This is a genomic window from Nostoc sp. DedQUE08, assembly GCF_034530895.1.
GTDB lineage: Bacteria > Cyanobacteriota > Cyanobacteriia > Cyanobacteriales > Nostocaceae > Nostoc.
In genome coordinates this window covers 38,758-55,034 of sequence record NZ_JAVRCD010000015.1, presented here as the reverse complement: position 1 = coordinate 55,034, position 16,277 = coordinate 38,758, and the positions used below count along the sequence as shown (strand labels likewise).

14 protein-coding genes are annotated in these 16,277 nt (G+C 43.3%); 5 read left to right on the top strand and 9 right to left on the bottom strand.

Going from position 1 to position 16,277, the window contains the following annotated elements; genetic code table 11:
* Nucleotides 1–6: 6 nt before the first annotated feature.
* Nucleotides 7–1,230, bottom strand: a complete 1,224-nt coding sequence (locus RMY64_RS12440) for an ABC transporter substrate-binding protein (RefSeq protein ID WP_416212143.1) — start codon at nucleotides 1,228–1,230, stop codon at nucleotides 7–9.
* A 224-nt stretch (nucleotides 1,231–1,454) separates the two neighbouring features.
* Between RMY64_RS12440 and RMY64_RS12435 the strand changes: the two genes are divergently transcribed.
* Nucleotides 1,455–2,870, top strand: coding sequence for an MFS transporter (locus RMY64_RS12435; RefSeq protein ID WP_322671800.1), 1,416 nt, complete (start codon nucleotides 1,455–1,457; stop codon nucleotides 2,868–2,870).
* 190 nt (nucleotides 2,871–3,060) lie between these two features.
* On the opposite strand, the gene accD is transcribed toward RMY64_RS12435, so the two are convergent.
* The 6 genes from accD to RMY64_RS12405 form a co-directional block, all read right to left on the bottom strand.
* On the bottom strand, nucleotides 3,061–4,011 hold the full coding sequence (accD, locus tag RMY64_RS12430; protein WP_292817165.1) for an acetyl-CoA carboxylase, carboxyltransferase subunit beta: 951 nt from the start codon (nucleotides 4,009–4,011) through the stop codon (nucleotides 3,061–3,063).
* Nucleotides 4,012–4,596: 585 nt separating this feature from the next.
* Nucleotides 4,597–5,424 (bottom strand): prepilin peptidase, encoded by an 828-nt coding sequence (locus tag RMY64_RS12425; RefSeq protein WP_322700202.1) that lies wholly within the window; start codon nucleotides 5,422–5,424, stop codon nucleotides 4,597–4,599.
* A 102-nt stretch (nucleotides 5,425–5,526) separates the two neighbouring features.
* Complete coding sequence (locus tag RMY64_RS12420) at nucleotides 5,527–5,787, bottom strand: hypothetical protein (RefSeq protein WP_094347451.1); 261 nt, start codon at nucleotides 5,785–5,787, stop codon at nucleotides 5,527–5,529.
* 90 nt (nucleotides 5,788–5,877) lie between these two features.
* A complete protein-coding gene (gene leuB, locus RMY64_RS12415) occupies nucleotides 5,878–6,966 on the bottom strand; it encodes a 3-isopropylmalate dehydrogenase (protein ID WP_322700201.1) in 1,089 nt (362 codons plus the stop codon).
* 141 nt (nucleotides 6,967–7,107) lie between these two features.
* Complete coding sequence (locus tag RMY64_RS12410) at nucleotides 7,108–9,855, bottom strand: HAD-IC family P-type ATPase (RefSeq protein WP_322700200.1); 2,748 nt, start codon at nucleotides 9,853–9,855, stop codon at nucleotides 7,108–7,110.
* A 103-nt stretch (nucleotides 9,856–9,958) separates the two neighbouring features.
* Nucleotides 9,959–10,501: a hypothetical protein gene (locus tag RMY64_RS12405; protein WP_322700199.1), complete on the bottom strand. Its 543-nt coding sequence runs from the start codon at nucleotides 10,499–10,501 to the stop codon at nucleotides 9,959–9,961.
* A gap of 438 nt (nucleotides 10,502–10,939) precedes the next feature.
* On the opposite strand from RMY64_RS12405, the gene RMY64_RS12400 reads away from it, so the two are divergent.
* Both RMY64_RS12400 and RMY64_RS12395 read left to right on the top strand, forming a co-directional pair.
* Nucleotides 10,940–11,365 (top strand): universal stress protein, encoded by a 426-nt coding sequence (locus RMY64_RS12400; RefSeq protein WP_322671806.1) that lies wholly within the window; start codon nucleotides 10,940–10,942, stop codon nucleotides 11,363–11,365.
* 301 nt (nucleotides 11,366–11,666) lie between these two features.
* Nucleotides 11,667–12,155, top strand: coding sequence for an SRPBCC domain-containing protein (locus RMY64_RS12395; protein WP_322700198.1), 489 nt, complete (start codon nucleotides 11,667–11,669; stop codon nucleotides 12,153–12,155).
* Between the two features lie 244 nt (nucleotides 12,156–12,399).
* Here the strand turns inward: RMY64_RS12395 and RMY64_RS12390 are convergent, their stop codons facing one another.
* Together RMY64_RS12390 and RMY64_RS12385 are read right to left on the bottom strand one after the other, a co-directional pair.
* Nucleotides 12,400–13,179, bottom strand: coding sequence for a hypothetical protein (locus tag RMY64_RS12390; RefSeq protein ID WP_322700197.1), 780 nt, complete (start codon nucleotides 13,177–13,179; stop codon nucleotides 12,400–12,402).
* A gap of 210 nt (nucleotides 13,180–13,389) precedes the next feature.
* Entirely contained in the window at nucleotides 13,390–13,815 is a 426-nt protein-coding gene (locus tag RMY64_RS12385) for a hypothetical protein (RefSeq protein ID WP_322700196.1), read from the bottom strand.
* Nucleotides 13,816–13,917: 102 nt separating this feature from the next.
* Here RMY64_RS12385 and rppA point away from each other — a divergent pair, with 102 nt between their 5' ends.
* Nucleotides 13,918–14,598, top strand: coding sequence for a two-component system response regulator RppA (gene rppA / locus RMY64_RS12380; protein WP_322671844.1), 681 nt, complete (start codon nucleotides 13,918–13,920; stop codon nucleotides 14,596–14,598).
* 136 nt (nucleotides 14,599–14,734) lie between these two features.
* Nucleotides 14,735–16,015 carry a HAMP domain-containing sensor histidine kinase gene (locus RMY64_RS12375; protein WP_322689439.1) on the top strand — a complete coding sequence of 427 codons (1,281 nt, stop codon included), beginning with the start codon at nucleotides 14,735–14,737 and terminating at the stop codon, nucleotides 16,013–16,015.
* Nucleotides 16,016–16,277 lie beyond the last annotated feature (262 nt).

Below are 16,277 nucleotides of genomic sequence, written 5' to 3'. Positions count from 1 at the left end.
GATCGCTTACTCCATCGTCTTAATTTGCTGATTAGCTTTATTCTCTGCCTTCCGCATCGCTTCTTTTAATGGTTGTTGCCCAAGTAAAGCGCTGATAAACTGATTTTCAAAGTTATTGACGATCGCACTTGGATATTGACCCACCTGCCACGGTGTAGCATAACTAACTCCCGCGACTAATGGCGATCGCAACGGGTCTTGGTCATAACCCAAATTCTTTGCCACTGATTTACGTGTTGCCAAAGCAAACCCTGTTCCTGTCCACTTTTGCATTCCTTCTTTACCCGTGAGATAAGAAATCAATTTCCAAGCTTCGGCTTTGTGTTGTGCTTGCTTATTCATCACGTAGGCAACTGTAAACACCATCGTGCCTTTTTTATCATTAATTGTAGGTACTGGTGCAGTAGCAAACTCTACTTGGGGAAAGGTTTCAGTTAGATAGGGAATTGCCCAGTTACCTTCAATCGCCATTGCTACTTTACTCTGACCAAACATTTCACTACCTGAGTTTGTCCCTACATCAGATTTTTGGGCAGAGGAGCGGTCTTTTTGATATTGGTTTACTACCAACTCTAAACCCTGTAAACCTGACTCACTGGCAAAAGTAGCATAACCATTTTTATCTACGAGTTGTCCACCAAAGGCTTTAATTTTATAAGCCTGACGCGCCAATTCAGGAATTTCGCCAAACCCGTATTTGTTAATTTTGCCTGTCAGTTGCTTCGAGTAGTTACATAATTCCTCCCAAGTCGCTGGCGGATTACTCAAGCCTGCGGCAGCGAAGGCTTTTTTGTTATAAAACAGGGCCAGGGTTGAATAGTCTTTGGGAAGACCGTAAATATGATTCTGGTATTTGAAACTGTCGAGTAGGGTATCCTCAAAATCCGCGAGGTCAAATTTGGGGGTAATGTAACCTTCTAACGGTTCTAAGACATTCTGACTCATTAAGAAAGGAGCTTCGAGCGCATCCAGATAAAAAACATCGGGCGCAGCTTCCCCAACCAAACGAGTTTTGATTACATCCATGTATTGGTCGGAAATTACCTCATATTTGACCTTAATAGTTGGATGTTGTGCTTCAAAGTCTTGCAGTACTTGTCTTAATAGTTTTTGCTCAATGGGAGAGCCTCCCCATCCACTAAGTTTGATGGTGACTGCGGTAGATACTAACGGTTTGCTTGGCAATTGTAGGCTTTGACAAGCAATAATAGCGATCGCGATCGCTATCACCAATGCCAAAAAATTAAATAATCCTTTAGTGTTCACAAACAAATAATATTCTCTTTCCCCGCTTATACCTTGTGTTATTAAGGAATGATATTTTACTTATTTGAAATTTTGGCTGAAAATTGCAAGCTAAAATAACGAAAAATTATCAGCAATGCTAATTCAAGCATACTGAGTTCCTTTCCAACCTGATTTGTCCGAGGATACTTCACCCATAATTTATGTTGATGGATTCTGTTCAGATTGAAACAACTGCGCCACTGACTCTGGAATTTACCCAGATTGCCTTACCACCAACAGCAATCTCTTCAAACTCTCGAATTTCTAAGGATACTATTCGCACCAGTTTAAAAGCCTCCACTGGGGATGCTGTCTTAGCATCGGTTTACTCTCTTGGAACTGGCGGGATTTTACTCAGCAATTTATTAGTGGAGTTGGGTGCTAGTCCAGTGGTATTTGGGATGCTGTCTTCTATTCCCATGTTGGTCAATCTCATTCAGCCGTTGGGTGCTTACTTGTCGGAACGCAGCACCAGCCGCTTTCAATATTTGCTTCGGACACACGGAATTGGTCGGCTGATATGGCTGATTTTAGTAATTGGTATTGTCAGCGCCAGCTTGGGAGTGATTGATGCTCACCAGTTAGTCATATTGACACTCTTGATTGTTCTATTCAGCAATCTTTTGGGAGGACTAGGAAGCGCATCGTGGCTCAGTTGGGTAGCAATGATAGTTCCCCGGCAATTACGAGGCAGGTTTTTTGGGACACGCAATAGTGCTGCTAACCTTAGCACTTTAGTTTGCGTACCAATTGCCGGTCTAGTTGTATCACATTGGTATGGGGGATCTCTACAAGGCTATGGGATAGTTCTACTGGTAAGCGTTGTGTTTGGGATTATAGGATTAGGATGTCAGTATTTCCAGGTGGATATGAATCCGCGATCGCAAAACACTTATTATGGCCAGTTAACCCCAAGTGAGATTCAATCAGAGGTTGCAAAAGATGAATCTTCTAAAGTCCTTCAATCAATTCATCCACCACAAGACCAGTCAATTAACAGCATCTGGAAAAACTCTAACTTTTTGATTTTTCTGCTGTATTTCAGCTTTTGGACGCTTGCTGTTAACCTCAGCAGTCCTTTTTTTAACCTTTATATGCTCGATACGCTGGATTTGAATGTGAGCTACGTGACTATCTACAACAGCTTTCAGGCGGGGGCGACTTTGCTGATGTTTATCCTGTGGGGAAAATTAGCAGACAAGATAGGCAATCGTCCCATCCTCATCTCTATTGGGATTTTGGTTGCAGCTACACCATTTCTGTGGCTGGGGATTAGTGTTAATCGCCTTGACATCTGGCTGTGGTTGCCACTGTTACACATCTTGATTGGAGGGACTTGGGCGGCAATTGACTTGTGCAACAACAATATACAATTGGCGATCGCACCAACTAAAAATCAGTCTATCTATTTTGCGATCGCAGCTGCCGTTGCTGGAGTAAGTGGCGCTTTGGGCACAACTATAGGCAGTTTCATCGTCCAATTTTCCCAGTCTGGAGGTTTACTAAGCTTGTTTGTCCTCTCTGGTGTATTCCGACTAGTAGCCCTTGTTCCGCTCATGTTTCTCCAAGAGCAAAGAGGTTAGGGAGTGGGCAGTGGGGAGCAGGGGAGCGGGGAGATGAGGGGACAAGGGGACAAGGAGATAAACAAAACTCCTTCCTAACTCTTAACTCTTAACTCTTAACTCCTAACTCAGCACGGGCTAAACCTTAGCTTTCCGCTAACAGCACTCCTAATGCCCAATGCCCAATGCCCAATCCCCAATGCCCCAAACTTTATTCTGCCGCGGTAGAAGTCAAGGACATTGTTTCCCACAACACCATGTGAGGTGTTGTTAATACAGGCTGATGTAGAGCAATCAGCTGGGCTAGGGTGTTCTTTAATTGGGTACGGGGTACGATATCATCAACAAAACCATGCTGGAGCAAATCTTCAGCAGTCTGGAAATTTTCGGGTAGTTTTTCCCGCAGGGTTTGCTCAATCACTCGCCGACCAGCAAAACCAATGGTTGCCTTGGGTTCTGCCAAAATTATATCGCCCAACATTGCAAAACTAGCGGTAACGCCGCCCGTTGTCGGATTGGTCAAAACTGGAATATATAATAGTCGCGCGTCTTTATGGCGCTGTAAGGCTGCGGAGATTTTCGCCATCTGCATCAAAGAGAGCATACCTTCTTGCATTCTCGCGCCACCGGAGGTGCAGACGATAACTACAGGATAGCGTCGTTGAGTGGCTTGCTCAATCATCCGGGTGAGTCTTTCTCCCACGACGGAACCCATACTACCACCCATGAAGCGGAAGTCCATAACCCCAAGGGCAATGGGCAAACTATTGATTTGACCTAAACCAGTTCTAACTGCATCTATTAAGCCAATTTTATCTTGTGTTTCCCGCAAGCGATCGCTGTAGAGTTTGCGATCGCGAAATTCTAGCGGGTCAGTTGGACGCAAATGCTCATCCAGCGGTTTCCACGTATTGTTATCTATCAATTGACGGATGCGCTCATCACTATCTACCCGATTGTGATGACCACATTCGACACAAACCATCTGATTGGCTTTCAGGTCTTTTGTATATGCCAACACGCCACATTTAGAACATTTATGCCACAAACCATCAGCAATTTCACGCTCTTGGCGTTCGAGGCTGGTAGATCCTGACTTCCTTCGATTTGCAAACCAATCAAATAGAGACTTTAAACCACGTGATTCTTCGTTGTTAGCCATTTTTTATTTTATTTTAAGTGGGTATGAGGTCGAAAACATGTCAAACCGTATTGGGTTGTGCTTAGTCATAAGTCATTTGTCTTTACTAATGACTTATGAATACATCGTTAAACTACGTTTTTAAGCAATTCAGACCTTAATTTTTGTCTTTGGTTGCCAGCTTAACGAAAATACTTATACCAATACAAGTCTCTTGCTCTTTTTTTCAGCAGACTTAATTATATGGACGTAGTGACAAAACCATGAGAATACCAACCTCCAAATAAGATGCTCTCCCCCTCCCACCCTAATCAATTATTTGTATTGCTGGGTTCTGAACAATCAGCATCTGTTGCACTAGTTGTACTTGCCAACGGTTAATCGTCGTTAAGAGGGTAATACAAGTCACAAGCTGAATATTATCAAAATGTGAAGGGCAGATGGGGTAATGTTGGTTACAGTCACGAATTATAAATATTTTTTATGAAAGGGGATTGGGCATGGGGGATTGGGCATGGGGGATTGGGCATTGGGCATGGTTATTCCTTTATCCCCTTGTCTTCCTTATCTTCCCTGCTCCTCTGCTCCTCTGCTCCCTACTTCAATTCAAGACGCTGGAAAAAATAACCGCAGGTAGCTAGACAAAATGGCTTCGCCGCTAAACAGCGTAATCACAGATCCTAAAGCCAGAAAAGGCCCGAAAGGTATCTTTTGTCCTAATTTTTGTCGCGATCGCTGCATAATCAAAATACCGATACCAATTAATGCTCCCAACGCACAGGCAATAAAACTAGCCAAGAGCAAATATTTCCAGCCTAACCAGGCTCCCATCATGGATGCTAACTTGGCGTCACCTGCACCCATTGCAGTTTTACCAAAGGTAATTGAACTCAATAGGGCGATCGCCTCAAACAGCCATAAGCCTAATACTGCGCCAACTATAGCGATCATAAGGTGATTTACCAATGCCACAAAACTACCCTCTGGTAGAAAACCAACTACCATTTGAAACAAAATTCCCACCACTAAACCCGACTTAGTAAGTGGATTGGGTAGGGTCATTGTATCTAAGTCGATGAGTGATAGCGCCAATAACCAACTGCAAAAAGCCCAATAGCCTATTGTTAAAGTTGAAACTTGAAATACCCAAAAAATTAGTAAAAAAATTATGCCCGTTACCCCTTCTACCACAGGATAACGGACAGAAATTTTGCTTTTGCAATATCGACACCGCCCTCTTAAGGAAATCCAGCCAAATACTGGTACGTTGTCGTAAGCTTTTAGCTGGTTTAAGCATTTAGGACAACGGGAAGGCGGCCAAAGAATTGACAACCCAGCAGGTAGGCGATAAACAATAACATTGAGAAAACTACCAATAGATGCACCCAAAGCAAAGACCATTACACTCGCCGGGATGGCGAACAAAATGTCCATACAGTCATTTGTCCTTTGTCATTTGTCCTTTGTCATTTGTCCTTTGTCATTTGTCCTTTGTCAATAACTAATAACCAATGACCAATGACCAATGACTAATGACTAATACATGTGGGATTCAATTTGACTTAAGGGCACAAAACACTCTTGAGGTAAAAGAACTGGCTGGTTAGTAAAAATAACCTTGCCTCGATGAGTCACACGATTAATTGCTACACCGGAAGGTTGCCCAGCTATTTCGGGATGGACTTCACAGTGAGTATAGTATATCTGCCCAGCAGCTCTGATTACAGAGGGATCAATCAAAGGCGATTGGTTCTTGGGGGCGGTAAAATTTACTTGACCTTGTCGTAATGCGTACACTATCGACTGTTATTTGATTGCTAGATTTCCCTTTAGTCTACCCGAAACTTATAGCAAAGGTTGCCAAATTGCCCAAGTTGCTATATAAAATTATTTTTGTTCCATAGCTTTGATGAGTGAGTCTCCCATAGTGCGGCAACCAAGGAGATTTTTTCCTGGAGAAATTATATCCCCGGTGCGATCGCCTTGTTCTAAAACTTGCAATACGGCTTGTTCGATGCGATCTGCTGCTTTTGGTTGGTCTAAACCGTAGCGTAACATCATCGCCACACTCAAAACCTGTGCTAAAGGATTTGCCTTATCCTGTCCAGCAATATCTGGGGCGGAACCATGAACTGGTTCAAATACACCAGGGCCAGAAGCACCCAAACTAGCTGAGGGTAACATCCCAATACTACCTGTGAGCATGGCAGCAGCATCAGAGAGAATATCACCAAACAAATTGCCTGTAACAATAGTGTCGAACTGTTTGGGAGCGCGTACTAACTGCATAGCAGCATTATCTACATATAAATGAGAGAGTTCGATATCTGGATATTCCTGAGAAAGTTGGGTGATGCGATCGCGCCACAACTGAGATACTTCTAATACGTTCGCCTTATCTACTGAACAAAGTTTTCCACCGCGTTTTTGGGCTGTTTCAAAGGCCACTCGCCCAATGCGTTCAATTTCTGATTCGGTGTAAACCATTGTATTTACACCGCGTTTCTCACCGATTTCTGTAGCAAAAATCCCTTTAGGTTTACCAAAGTAAATCCCACCAGTGAGTTCGCGCACCACCATAATATCCACGCCTTCGACAATTTCGCGTTTCAAAGTTGAGGCGTCGATTAGCTGGGGCAAAATTTTCGCTGGGCGCAAATTGGCAAATAATCCTAAACCTGCACGCAGTCCTAACAAACCTGCTTCTGGGCGTAAATCGGATGGCAGAGAATCCCACTTATAACCACCAATCGCTGCGAGTAATACAGCATCACTATTACGGCAAGTCTCTAGAGTGGCAGATGGTAGGGGTTCGCCTGTGGCATCAATTGCTGCACCACCGATGAGAGCTTCTTGGAATTCAAACTTCAGATCGAATTGCTTCCCTACGACTTTCAGCACATCTACCGCCACTGCCATAATTTCAGGGCCAATGCCATCGCCGGGGAGTAGAGTAATGCGGTAGTTCTGGGTCATAGCTGATTATTACTAAGTAAATGCTTGCAGATCAAATATCATACCTAGTAAAATGTACTGATGGAGTTTTTAATTTATTTGGGTGTAGCTCTAACCTAATCATCTGGCATTGGATGAAACTACCAAAAAAGTCCTATATCCCTAGTTGAGCGGATCGAAACGCTGCAAGATGAGAGCTATAAATACCACTGGCAAACCTACACCCATACAAATAAGAGCTTGGATAAATGTCAAAGGTGTGGTGTCAAACACTTGATTCATCATGCTCCACTGACTAAACAGACATTGTAAAATCACCACAGCCACAATTCCGATCGCAGGTGCATAGGCTACAGGTGTGCGTTTACCTTGGATTCTCACGACTAGAGATGGTAAAAACTGGGTAATGCTTAACAGGTAAAAGACTTCTGCTGCCACCAATCCATTAATCGCCATTGTGCGAGCTAAGGCTTCATTGCCTGTAGTTTGCAGTATCCATTGAAACACCCCAAAAATTACCACCCAATTGAAAACAGAAATCGCTAATATGCGTTTAAGTAAACTGCCTGATAAAAGCTTTTCTCTAGGGTTGCGTGGTGGTTGCTCCATCACCTGTCCAGATTTTGGCTCAAAAGCGAGGGGAACAATCAACCCTACTGAACTAACCATGTTCAACCAAAGAATTTGGATTGGTAAGATGGGAAGCACAGTTGCCAGGAGAATGGCAATCAAAATTGTCATGGATTCGCCAACATTGATCGGCAGCAAGAAGGCGATCGCTTTTCGTAAGTTGCGGTAAACACCACGTCCTTCCTCCACAGCAGCTTCTATTGAAGCGAAGTTATCGTCAGTTAAAAGCATATCCGCCGATTCTTTGGCAACCTCTGCCCCGGCTATGCCCATCGCTACACCAATATCTGCCTGTTTGAGAGCGGGAGCATCATTGACACCATCTCCAGTCATGGCAACAATTTCACCCTGAGACTGCAATGCTTTTACCAGATGCAATTTTTGTTCTGGAGCAACTCGCGCAAAAACCATACCTTCCTCAGCCGCTTGGGTGAATTCATTTTCATCCATCTGAGCTAATTGCTGTCCGGTGAAAACTTGTGCTTCAGTCGAGCAAATTCCCATTTGACGGGCGATCGCAGCTGCTGTTAGCGCATGATCCCCAGTGATCATCTTCACCTGAATCCCCGCAGATTGACAAGCTTTTACTGCGGCGATCGCTTCCTCACGAGGCGGATCGATAATGCCTTGAAGTCCTAGAAACACCAGTCCTCGATCGATATCATTGCGATCCAAGGATCGCTTACTGGCAACTTCTTTGCTGGCAAAAGCTAGCACTCGTAACCCTTGGTTTGCCATGCCAGCAACTTCCTGTTCCACTGCGGCAGGATTGAGACGAGCGAGTTGTCCTTGAGCATCGAACATGCGATCGCATCGTTGGAGAATTGCCTCTACAGAACCTTTGAGATAAATCACATTCAGCGATCGCTTTGCATCTAATTCATGCAAAGTCGCCATGTATTGGAATTGAGACTCAAAAGGAATGGTGTCTATTCTGGATAATTGCTCTAGATTCGCTTGCGTCAATCCCGCTTTATTGGCAGCCGTAATCAATGCTCCCTCAGTTGGGGTTCCTACTAAGTTCCACTGTCTGTCTCCCCATTCGATATGAGAATCATTGCAGAGCAATCCTGCTTCCAAGGATTCCCAAAGAGCAATATGTCCATCTGCATTGAAATCAACAGGTTGTTGATCGATCAGGATTTCACCGTCTGGGGCATAACCAATACCGCTAACGGTGTAGTGTTGTCCACCTGCATAAATCTTTTGAACCGTCATCTGATTCTCAGTTAAAGTCCCAGTTTTGTCAGAACAAATAACAGTGGTACTTCCCAAGGTTTCCACAGCAGGTAGCTTGCGAATAATCGCCTTACGTCGTGCCATCCGGGAAACTCCGATCGCCAACGTGACTGTAACAATCGCAGGTAATCCTTCGGGAATCGCGCTGACTACCAAAGCTACACTCGCTTTAAAAACGTCAATCCAAGATTCGCCCTGTCCTAATCCGACTGCAAATGTCAGGGCAGCTAAACCTAAAATGACATACAACAAGCTTTTGCTAAACTTGTCAATATTTCGTGTTAACGGTGTTTTCAGATTTGTGCTGCTTTCAATTAACTGCGAGATCCGACCGGTTTCGGTGGCATCTGCGATCGCTACTACAATCCCTTCTGCCTGTCCAAAGGTGACGAAACTTCCGGCATAGACCATATTGCTGCGTTCGGCTAACGGTGTCTCGACATCCAACGATGCCGTTACTTTCTCCACCGGAACGGATTCGCCTGTTAAGGCAGACTCGTCAACTTGCAAGCCACGCACAGTTAATAGCCGCAGATCCGCAGGCACTTTATCCCCAGATGCCAGTAATACCAAATCACCCAGAACAAGTTCAGTCGAAGCCAAACGAGTTTTTTGACTATTGCGAATCACAGTTGCTTCAGTGGTGACAGCTTTGGATAAAGCAGCGATCGCACCTTCTGCTTTCGATTCTTGAATGTAGCCAATGATAACGTTAATCAGGGTGACACCAAAAATTACTCCCGCATCTATCCAATCTTTGAGCAGCAGTGTCACCAGTCCCGCCGTCAGCAAAATATATAGTAGTGGTTGATTAAATTGCTCTAAAAATCGTAGCCAAGGACTTTTTCCACTTTTAGCAGTCAGTTGATTTGCACCCATCTGCTGGTGTCGGGTGGTAGCTTCTTCATGGCTCAAACCCGCTTCAGGATGGCTGGCTAAGGTTTGCACAACCTTTTGTTCACCCAGAGTATGCCATTCATAGTTGAGTAAATCTTCTGTTGTCTGAGCAAAAGTATTTGTAGCGATCGTATTTGCTGTCATCTGTGTCTCCAAAAACTAATTCGTAATTCGTAATTAAGATTCATCAGATTTATATGGATTTATCTGTTTGAATCTGTACTTTTCTTTTTTCAAATTGGTGTGATTACGAGAATCTTTTGCTAAGTTCATAAATATGCCATTGCTGCACACCCCAATAACTGAGAATCGATTCTGCTTGCCAGATTTCATCTGTTGTTCCCTCTACCTTCACCAAAAATTTTTCTTGGCAGGTGGCTGACTCACAGAGTCTAGGTTGCCTTTCGGGAGCAAACCAACCTTGAAATGCACCATAAACACTGCCAAAAATCGCACTTGCTCCACCCGCGAGCAGTGTACCCAGCACAGATTCAACCGCTAATGCTGGGCCAAAACCAGGAATAACTAATACGCCAAGTCCGGCTGTTAGCGCCAAGAAGCCCCCGGTTGTTCCTCCTGTAATTGCGCCTGCTTTAGCACCTTCGATCGGAGTTATGAGATGTTTACCCGCATTAGCATCCTCGTACAACTTTTCGTCTTCAGAGTCTAAAGTGAATACAGAAATTTTCTGCATGGGAAAGTCAATCGCTCTGAGTTCATCAAGCGCCTGCGTTGCAGCCTGACGGGTAGAAATGATTCCGATTGCATTTTTAACTGGACTAAAATTCATCACAACATCTCCTATCAAAATCAATAAGTTTAAAACGAAGCTTTATAGCGGTTATCGCTTGGGTGAAGTACAGTTTTGACCTCTCTCCAAACCTCTCTTCTACAAGGAGAGAGGCTTTGAATCTTACTCCCCTTCCCTTGTAGGGAAGGGGTTAGGGGTTAGGTCTGTATTGAACTCAACTGCAAGCCGCTATATTAATCTCCAAATAGTAAAAACTATAGTTTTATAGTTTGAGCATGAACCGTATTAGGTAAGAGATTCGTTTTAAATCTCAGTTAGCTTAGTTTCGTTTCTCTGCTTCTTTTCCAGGATTGCTGATAAATGTGAACGAAAAGTGAATAAATCATTTATCTACCTAATTTCACTTTTAAATCACATTTGTCCCTCAAGCTAAAAGACAACAAATGAGAATGAAGTAATTGATTATTGGAGTTGGATATGAGCTTTAAAAAGATTTTAGTGGCGGTCGATGATTCACCTGCGACTGCAACAGTGTTTATAAAAGCGCTGGAGTTAGCCCAAAGAGATGCTGCTCAGTTAATGATTGGTCACAGCATTGAGCTAGCAACTTCTAGTCAACTCACTGTGAACTTAGTAGACCTGGAAATAGAAACACAACAGGCACAAAGTTTACTTCAGTTGTACTATCAGAAAGCGAAAACACTAGGCATTATGGCAGAATCCAGTTATCAAACAGGAGATCCTGGCACTAATATCTGTGATTTAGCCCGGAGTTGGGGAGCAGATTTGATTGTGCTTGGTCGTAGAGGACTTAATGGATTTGCCGAACTTTTAGCAGGAAGTGTGAGCAATCACGTAGTTCATCACGCTCCATGTTCCGTTTTGGTTGTTCAAGGTCAGTAGTTTCTTGACAACTGTCTACCAACCGCCAGAATTTTGCTGTTAAAACACGAGTTTTCTATGAATAGTATTCATTATGCTTTGCAATAAACAATCTAGTTTACTCGTAGTCCATCAAAGAGACTTTGCAGAGTTTATTTTATGGTAAGCAAATCAAGTTATTTTCTTTCTTTGCTCCCCCTGCTTTATCTGCCTGTCTTCACCCGTAATTTTTGGATTGGTCGAGTACTAGGACGACAATACATTGGGTTATTTTTAGCAGGAATAACCCTTTTAATTCTGGTTTTTCTATCAACTCTTACCCATGAAAATCTACACTGAAATTGAAATTCAGGCATCTGATAAGCAAGTCTGGAACTTACTTACTGATTTTGCCAGTTTTCCACATTGGAATCTGTTTATTCGTCAAATTAGTGGTTCGCTCAGTAAAGGAGCACAGCTAACCGTTCACTTTCAGCCTCCGGGTAGAGATATTGTGACCTTTCGACCTACGGTGATTACGGTAGAACCTAATCGCAAACTGCGCTGGTTATGGCACTTTTTGATACCAGGGTTATTTGACGTTGAACATAGCTTTATCATTGAACCGTTAGCAAGCGATGTCTACGACGGACTACGCCTACGCGTCCGCTTCATTCAGCAAGAATCTTTCCAGGGTTTACTAGTACCTCTGCTAGCTCGTCGATTAAATATTGACGTTCGCCAAGGGTTTGAAGCCATGAATCAAACATTAAAAACCAAGGCAGAACGCATTAATCAAACTACGACTAATTCATTAAATACACAAGTTTAGCCTGAATCCCAGATATGAATGATGAAAAATCTGACAAGGCATAGATTAGAATTAATGCCTAAATAATGTTAATCAGGGATTTGCTTATAAAATTGGGCGCAAATAAGAAATAAAAATAAGCAAAGAAATTTCTAATTCGCTCAAAGCTTTATTTATAAGGTTTTGCATCAGCCAGTACTGTATACCTTTCTTGCCCAGTATTGACAACTTTACCTCTATACATGGATATCATCTTTGGAATTAATTATTTAATTTTGCTCCAAAGTCTCTTGAAACGTTCTTCTTGGCTAGATCCAGCATCAATATTACTTGCCGGAATAAGGCCTGCTTGATGGCAAGTTTGAACATATCCAGTAACCGCATTACGCAGCCAACGAATAATCAGATGAGTTCCAAAGCCAATAGTAACTCTACCGCTACCGTCAAGTGACCAATAATACATACTTTTTTCCCCTCTAGCAAAACCATGCGTCCGATTTGAATTAGTAGCAGCATGAACTAAAGGACAGCGATAAAGAGAGTATAGAATAGCCCCATACTCATACTCTTCAGCTAAGGCTAAAAGGTTAAGGTTGGCTGCAAGTTCTGGGCATTCTCTAGCAAGTTCATCACGAGGAACATCAAGGTAGGCTCTAGGTGGTTCATGCCCGAAGAATACATCATTAGGATCTTTATTAACACGTTTATTAATAATCAGGTCAGCTACGTGAGCATCCTGTGGACGGTAATGTTTCCAATCTTCAGCAAAACAGACAACAGCAACTTTATTAACATCTGGATCATTCGGAATAAACTGCTTTAAAAACCTAGCCAATCTAATAGATGCTGGAATTGTACCACCAACTTCTTTTTCCAACTTTTTCTTAGCGTCAGGAAAATCGTGCAGCCAAATCTCTGCAAGTGCATCCAGAGAAGATGTGGCTAATGTATTCGCAGCAGTGACAGACCATGCTTCTTCTAGCCATTGAGCATATTTATAGAAAAAATGCTCAAAAGGGTCTGTTGTTAATGGTGTACACTTCATTTTAAGGTAATGCAAAATGTATTATATTGTAATATGTAAGTAGTAAGAAGGGCAAGGAAGATGAGGAAGGCGATCGCCTCACTTACTTTCATTGAACGAGTTTAGCGATCGCCTCTCGCAAACGCTAGGAAGAAATCGCCATCATCCAACTCCTTTCTCTTCTAGCTGTTGACATACAGCTTTCTTTTTTAACCTGAAATCGGATCAATGTTATTCCACAACTTCATAGCGTACTAACTTTCTAACATCCTCGCGGGGTAGACCTAGTTCTTGGGCAATTGTCGCTTCTATTTGGCTGAATTCTATTGTTGGAAGTTCTAATTCCAATCGCTTCAAGATGGGGTCTGCTGTTTCCACTTCTACCTGGGTAATTTTTTTAGTTCGGTTGACGGCGGCGTTAATGAGCAACACATTGACTGATACCTGTGCTTCAAGCTGAGTATCTGACTGAAGTTTTTTCTCGGTGGAGTAGGGTCGGCTTAACTCTTGAGCAGCTAGGAAATTACAGCCAAGCCAAAACACAACCGCTACCAGTGGTAGAGGCAACCAAAACTCTAATCCCAACCCTTGCAGCCAACGTTTACTAATACACCACACCACTACACCTGCTTCTGATTTTGCTAGCTCCCACTTCATCTATATCCTAATGGGCTAGACAATCCTCTGAAATCTTACTGATGAAAGACGTTGAGATTGCTTCAATAGATTATTCTAAACAAGCACAAGTGTATAAAGGTGATGAAAATCTTACTGGTAGAGGATGATCCAAAGCAATTAATGCCGCTGCAAATGGTTCTCTCTCAGGCTGGACACAGCGTCGATGGTGTCAAGGATGGTGAAACCGCTCAATGGCTTTTGGCTGAAAAAGAATACGATCTGCTGATTTTAGATTGGATGTTACCTCGAATTAGTGGAGTGAGTTTGTGTCAACAGTATCGGGCGGCGGGAAAAACTGCCCCCGTATTAATGATCACGGCAAAAGATACCACACCTGATAAAGTCATAGGATTAGATGCCGGAGCAGATGATTACCTCGTCAAACCGATTGATATCGTGGAGTTCATGGCGCGAGTGCGGGCATTGAGAAGGCGATCGCCCCTTTGGCAAGGAGACACCCTCTGCTTGGCAGACCTCGAACTTCATCTTGATACACTAATTTTGGAGCGCCAAGGAGCGACTGTATCCCTTTCCAGCCAAGAATTTCAGTTGCTAGAGTATTTCATGCGTCATCCTAAGCAAGTTTTGACTCGCCACCAAATTGAGCAAGCCGTATGGGAGTGGGGTAGTGAGCCAGAAAGCAATGCAATCACCGTTTTAGTTCGTAAACTTCGCCAACGTTTGCAAACATTAGCAGCAGCCGATTGGATTGAAACTGTCTATGGTATGGGCTATCGCCTCAACCCTCCAGAACCATCTTGAAACTTGATAATGACTGAGACGCAGAGTAGGGAGTAGTGTAGTTCAATTACTTGAAAAGTCTTGTAATTACGTTAGCGTAGCGGTAGCGAGTCCGCGAGCGTCATTACGAATTACGAATTACGAATTAGCATAAGTTGTGTTTAACCGCAGTCGTCGTAACTTAGCTCGTTGGTTTACCCTTTCAATGGGGTGCATTCTCATTCTCTTTGCTGGAGTGATTTACAATCTTGAGGTAAAAGACAAGCTCAAAGCATTAGATCAACTGCTTTATAAAAGAGCAGAGTTAATGGCAGCCAGTTCGCAGTATCGGCTGTATCAAGGACAAAAAGAAGTCGATCTGAGCAATATACCGCTATTGGGTAGTGGTTCTCACCCCGCTGATATTGAATTGGTCTATGTTCGCTGGTATGACCCCAACGGCAAACTCAAGCGGTTTTTTGGTACTCCACCTCCAGAAAAGTTGGGAATAGCATCTGAGTTTCTCACGATTAAGTCCGTTGACCAGTTTACAGGTGAGACGCTTTGGCTTCGTCAAGTCACCCTACCTGTTCAAGGAGGAAATTCGGTCATCGGTTATCTGCAAGTTGGTATCCCACTGACAGAAACTCAAAACGATCTCAGAGAATTTCAGTTAATGTTGACCCTTGCTGTGCCTATAGCACTGGGGTTAATTGGACTTACAGGTTGGGTACTTGGCGGCATAGCTATGCAACCCGTTCAGCAAGCCTATAATCAACTACAACGCTTTACATCAGATGCTTCTCATGAGTTGCGATCGCCCTTGTCTGCGATTTTAACCAATGCCCAAGTTGGGTTACTAATGGCAGCAGACCGTCCCCAAATCCATCCCTCAATAGAGAACATCATCGATAGCGCCAAGTCGATGAGTACCTTGGTCAATAACCTACTGCTGTTGGCTCGGCATCAGGGAAAATTAACTCCCGAATCTCTCAAAAAGGTTAATCTTAATAGCTTGCTAGAGAATTTAGCTATTTATTACAATACTGTTGCTGCAAAAGCGTCGCTCGAGTTGATCGGCCATTTACCAGAACAACCCATTGAGTTGTGGGCTGACCCCGATTTGCTGCGCCTAGCTGTGGAAAACTTGCTTAACAACGCCTGTAATTATACTCCATCTGGTGGAACTGTCTGGTTACGCTTAGAACCTCACCCAGATCGGGCAGTAATTCAGGTTATTGATACTGGAATTGGAATTCCAGAGGCAGATTTACCTTATATTTTCGATCGCTTTTACCGAGTTGATACAGAACGTACCAGAGAAAGCGGCGGATTTGGGTTAGGATTAGCGATCGCTCAACAAATTGTCCAGGCTCACGGCGGTCACATTCATGTGATGAGCAATGAGGGTAAAGGCTCGACGTTCCAGATAAAGTTACCACTTATGAGCCATTCCTAAATCATTTTTAAAAGATGATTCATAATGAAAATCTAAAGCAAACGATCTGCTAACAGAGAAGGCACTGTTTGCAAATTCAAGTTAAATTAACGTGAATTCGACGAGTGCTATTTTGACCTCTCCCCCAGCCCCTCTCCAACACGGAGAGGGGAGCCAAAACCCTAATTTATCATTGCTCCTCCCTTTTCCCGTGGGAGAGGGAGGTTGGGAGGGAGAGGTTCATCGAATTCAAGTTAAATTAATCCAAACGTGGACTATTACA

What these genes read in the sequence shown, in the direction of transcription:
- leuB (WP_322700201.1), bottom strand. Translation starts at nt 6,966, where the DNA reads ATGACCCAGAACTACCGCATTACTCTACTCCCCGGCGATGGCATTGGC.
- RMY64_RS12405 (WP_322700199.1), bottom strand. Translation starts at nt 10,501, where the DNA reads ATGAATTTTAGTCCAGTTAAAAATGCAATCGGAATCATTTCTACCCGT.
- RMY64_RS12400 (WP_322671806.1), top strand. Translation starts at nt 10,940, where the DNA reads ATGAGCTTTAAAAAGATTTTAGTGGCGGTCGATGATTCACCTGCGACT.
- RMY64_RS12410 (WP_322700200.1), bottom strand. Translation starts at nt 9,855, where the DNA reads ATGACAGCAAATACGATCGCTACAAATACTTTTGCTCAGACAACAGAA.
- RMY64_RS12435 (WP_322671800.1), top strand. Translation starts at nt 1,455, where the DNA reads ATGGATTCTGTTCAGATTGAAACAACTGCGCCACTGACTCTGGAATTT.
- RMY64_RS12425 (WP_322700202.1), bottom strand. Translation starts at nt 5,424, where the DNA reads ATGGACATTTTGTTCGCCATCCCGGCGAGTGTAATGGTCTTTGCTTTG.
- rppA (WP_322671844.1), top strand. Translation starts at nt 13,918, where the DNA reads ATGAAAATCTTACTGGTAGAGGATGATCCAAAGCAATTAATGCCGCTG.
- RMY64_RS12390 (WP_322700197.1), bottom strand. Translation starts at nt 13,179, where the DNA reads ATGAAGTGTACACCATTAACAACAGACCCTTTTGAGCATTTTTTCTAT.
- accD (WP_292817165.1), bottom strand. Translation starts at nt 4,011, where the DNA reads ATGGCTAACAACGAAGAATCACGTGGTTTAAAGTCTCTATTTGATTGG.
- RMY64_RS12385 (WP_322700196.1), bottom strand. Translation starts at nt 13,815, where the DNA reads ATGAAGTGGGAGCTAGCAAAATCAGAAGCAGGTGTAGTGGTGTGGTGT.
- RMY64_RS12395 (WP_322700198.1), top strand. Translation starts at nt 11,667, where the DNA reads ATGAAAATCTACACTGAAATTGAAATTCAGGCATCTGATAAGCAAGTC.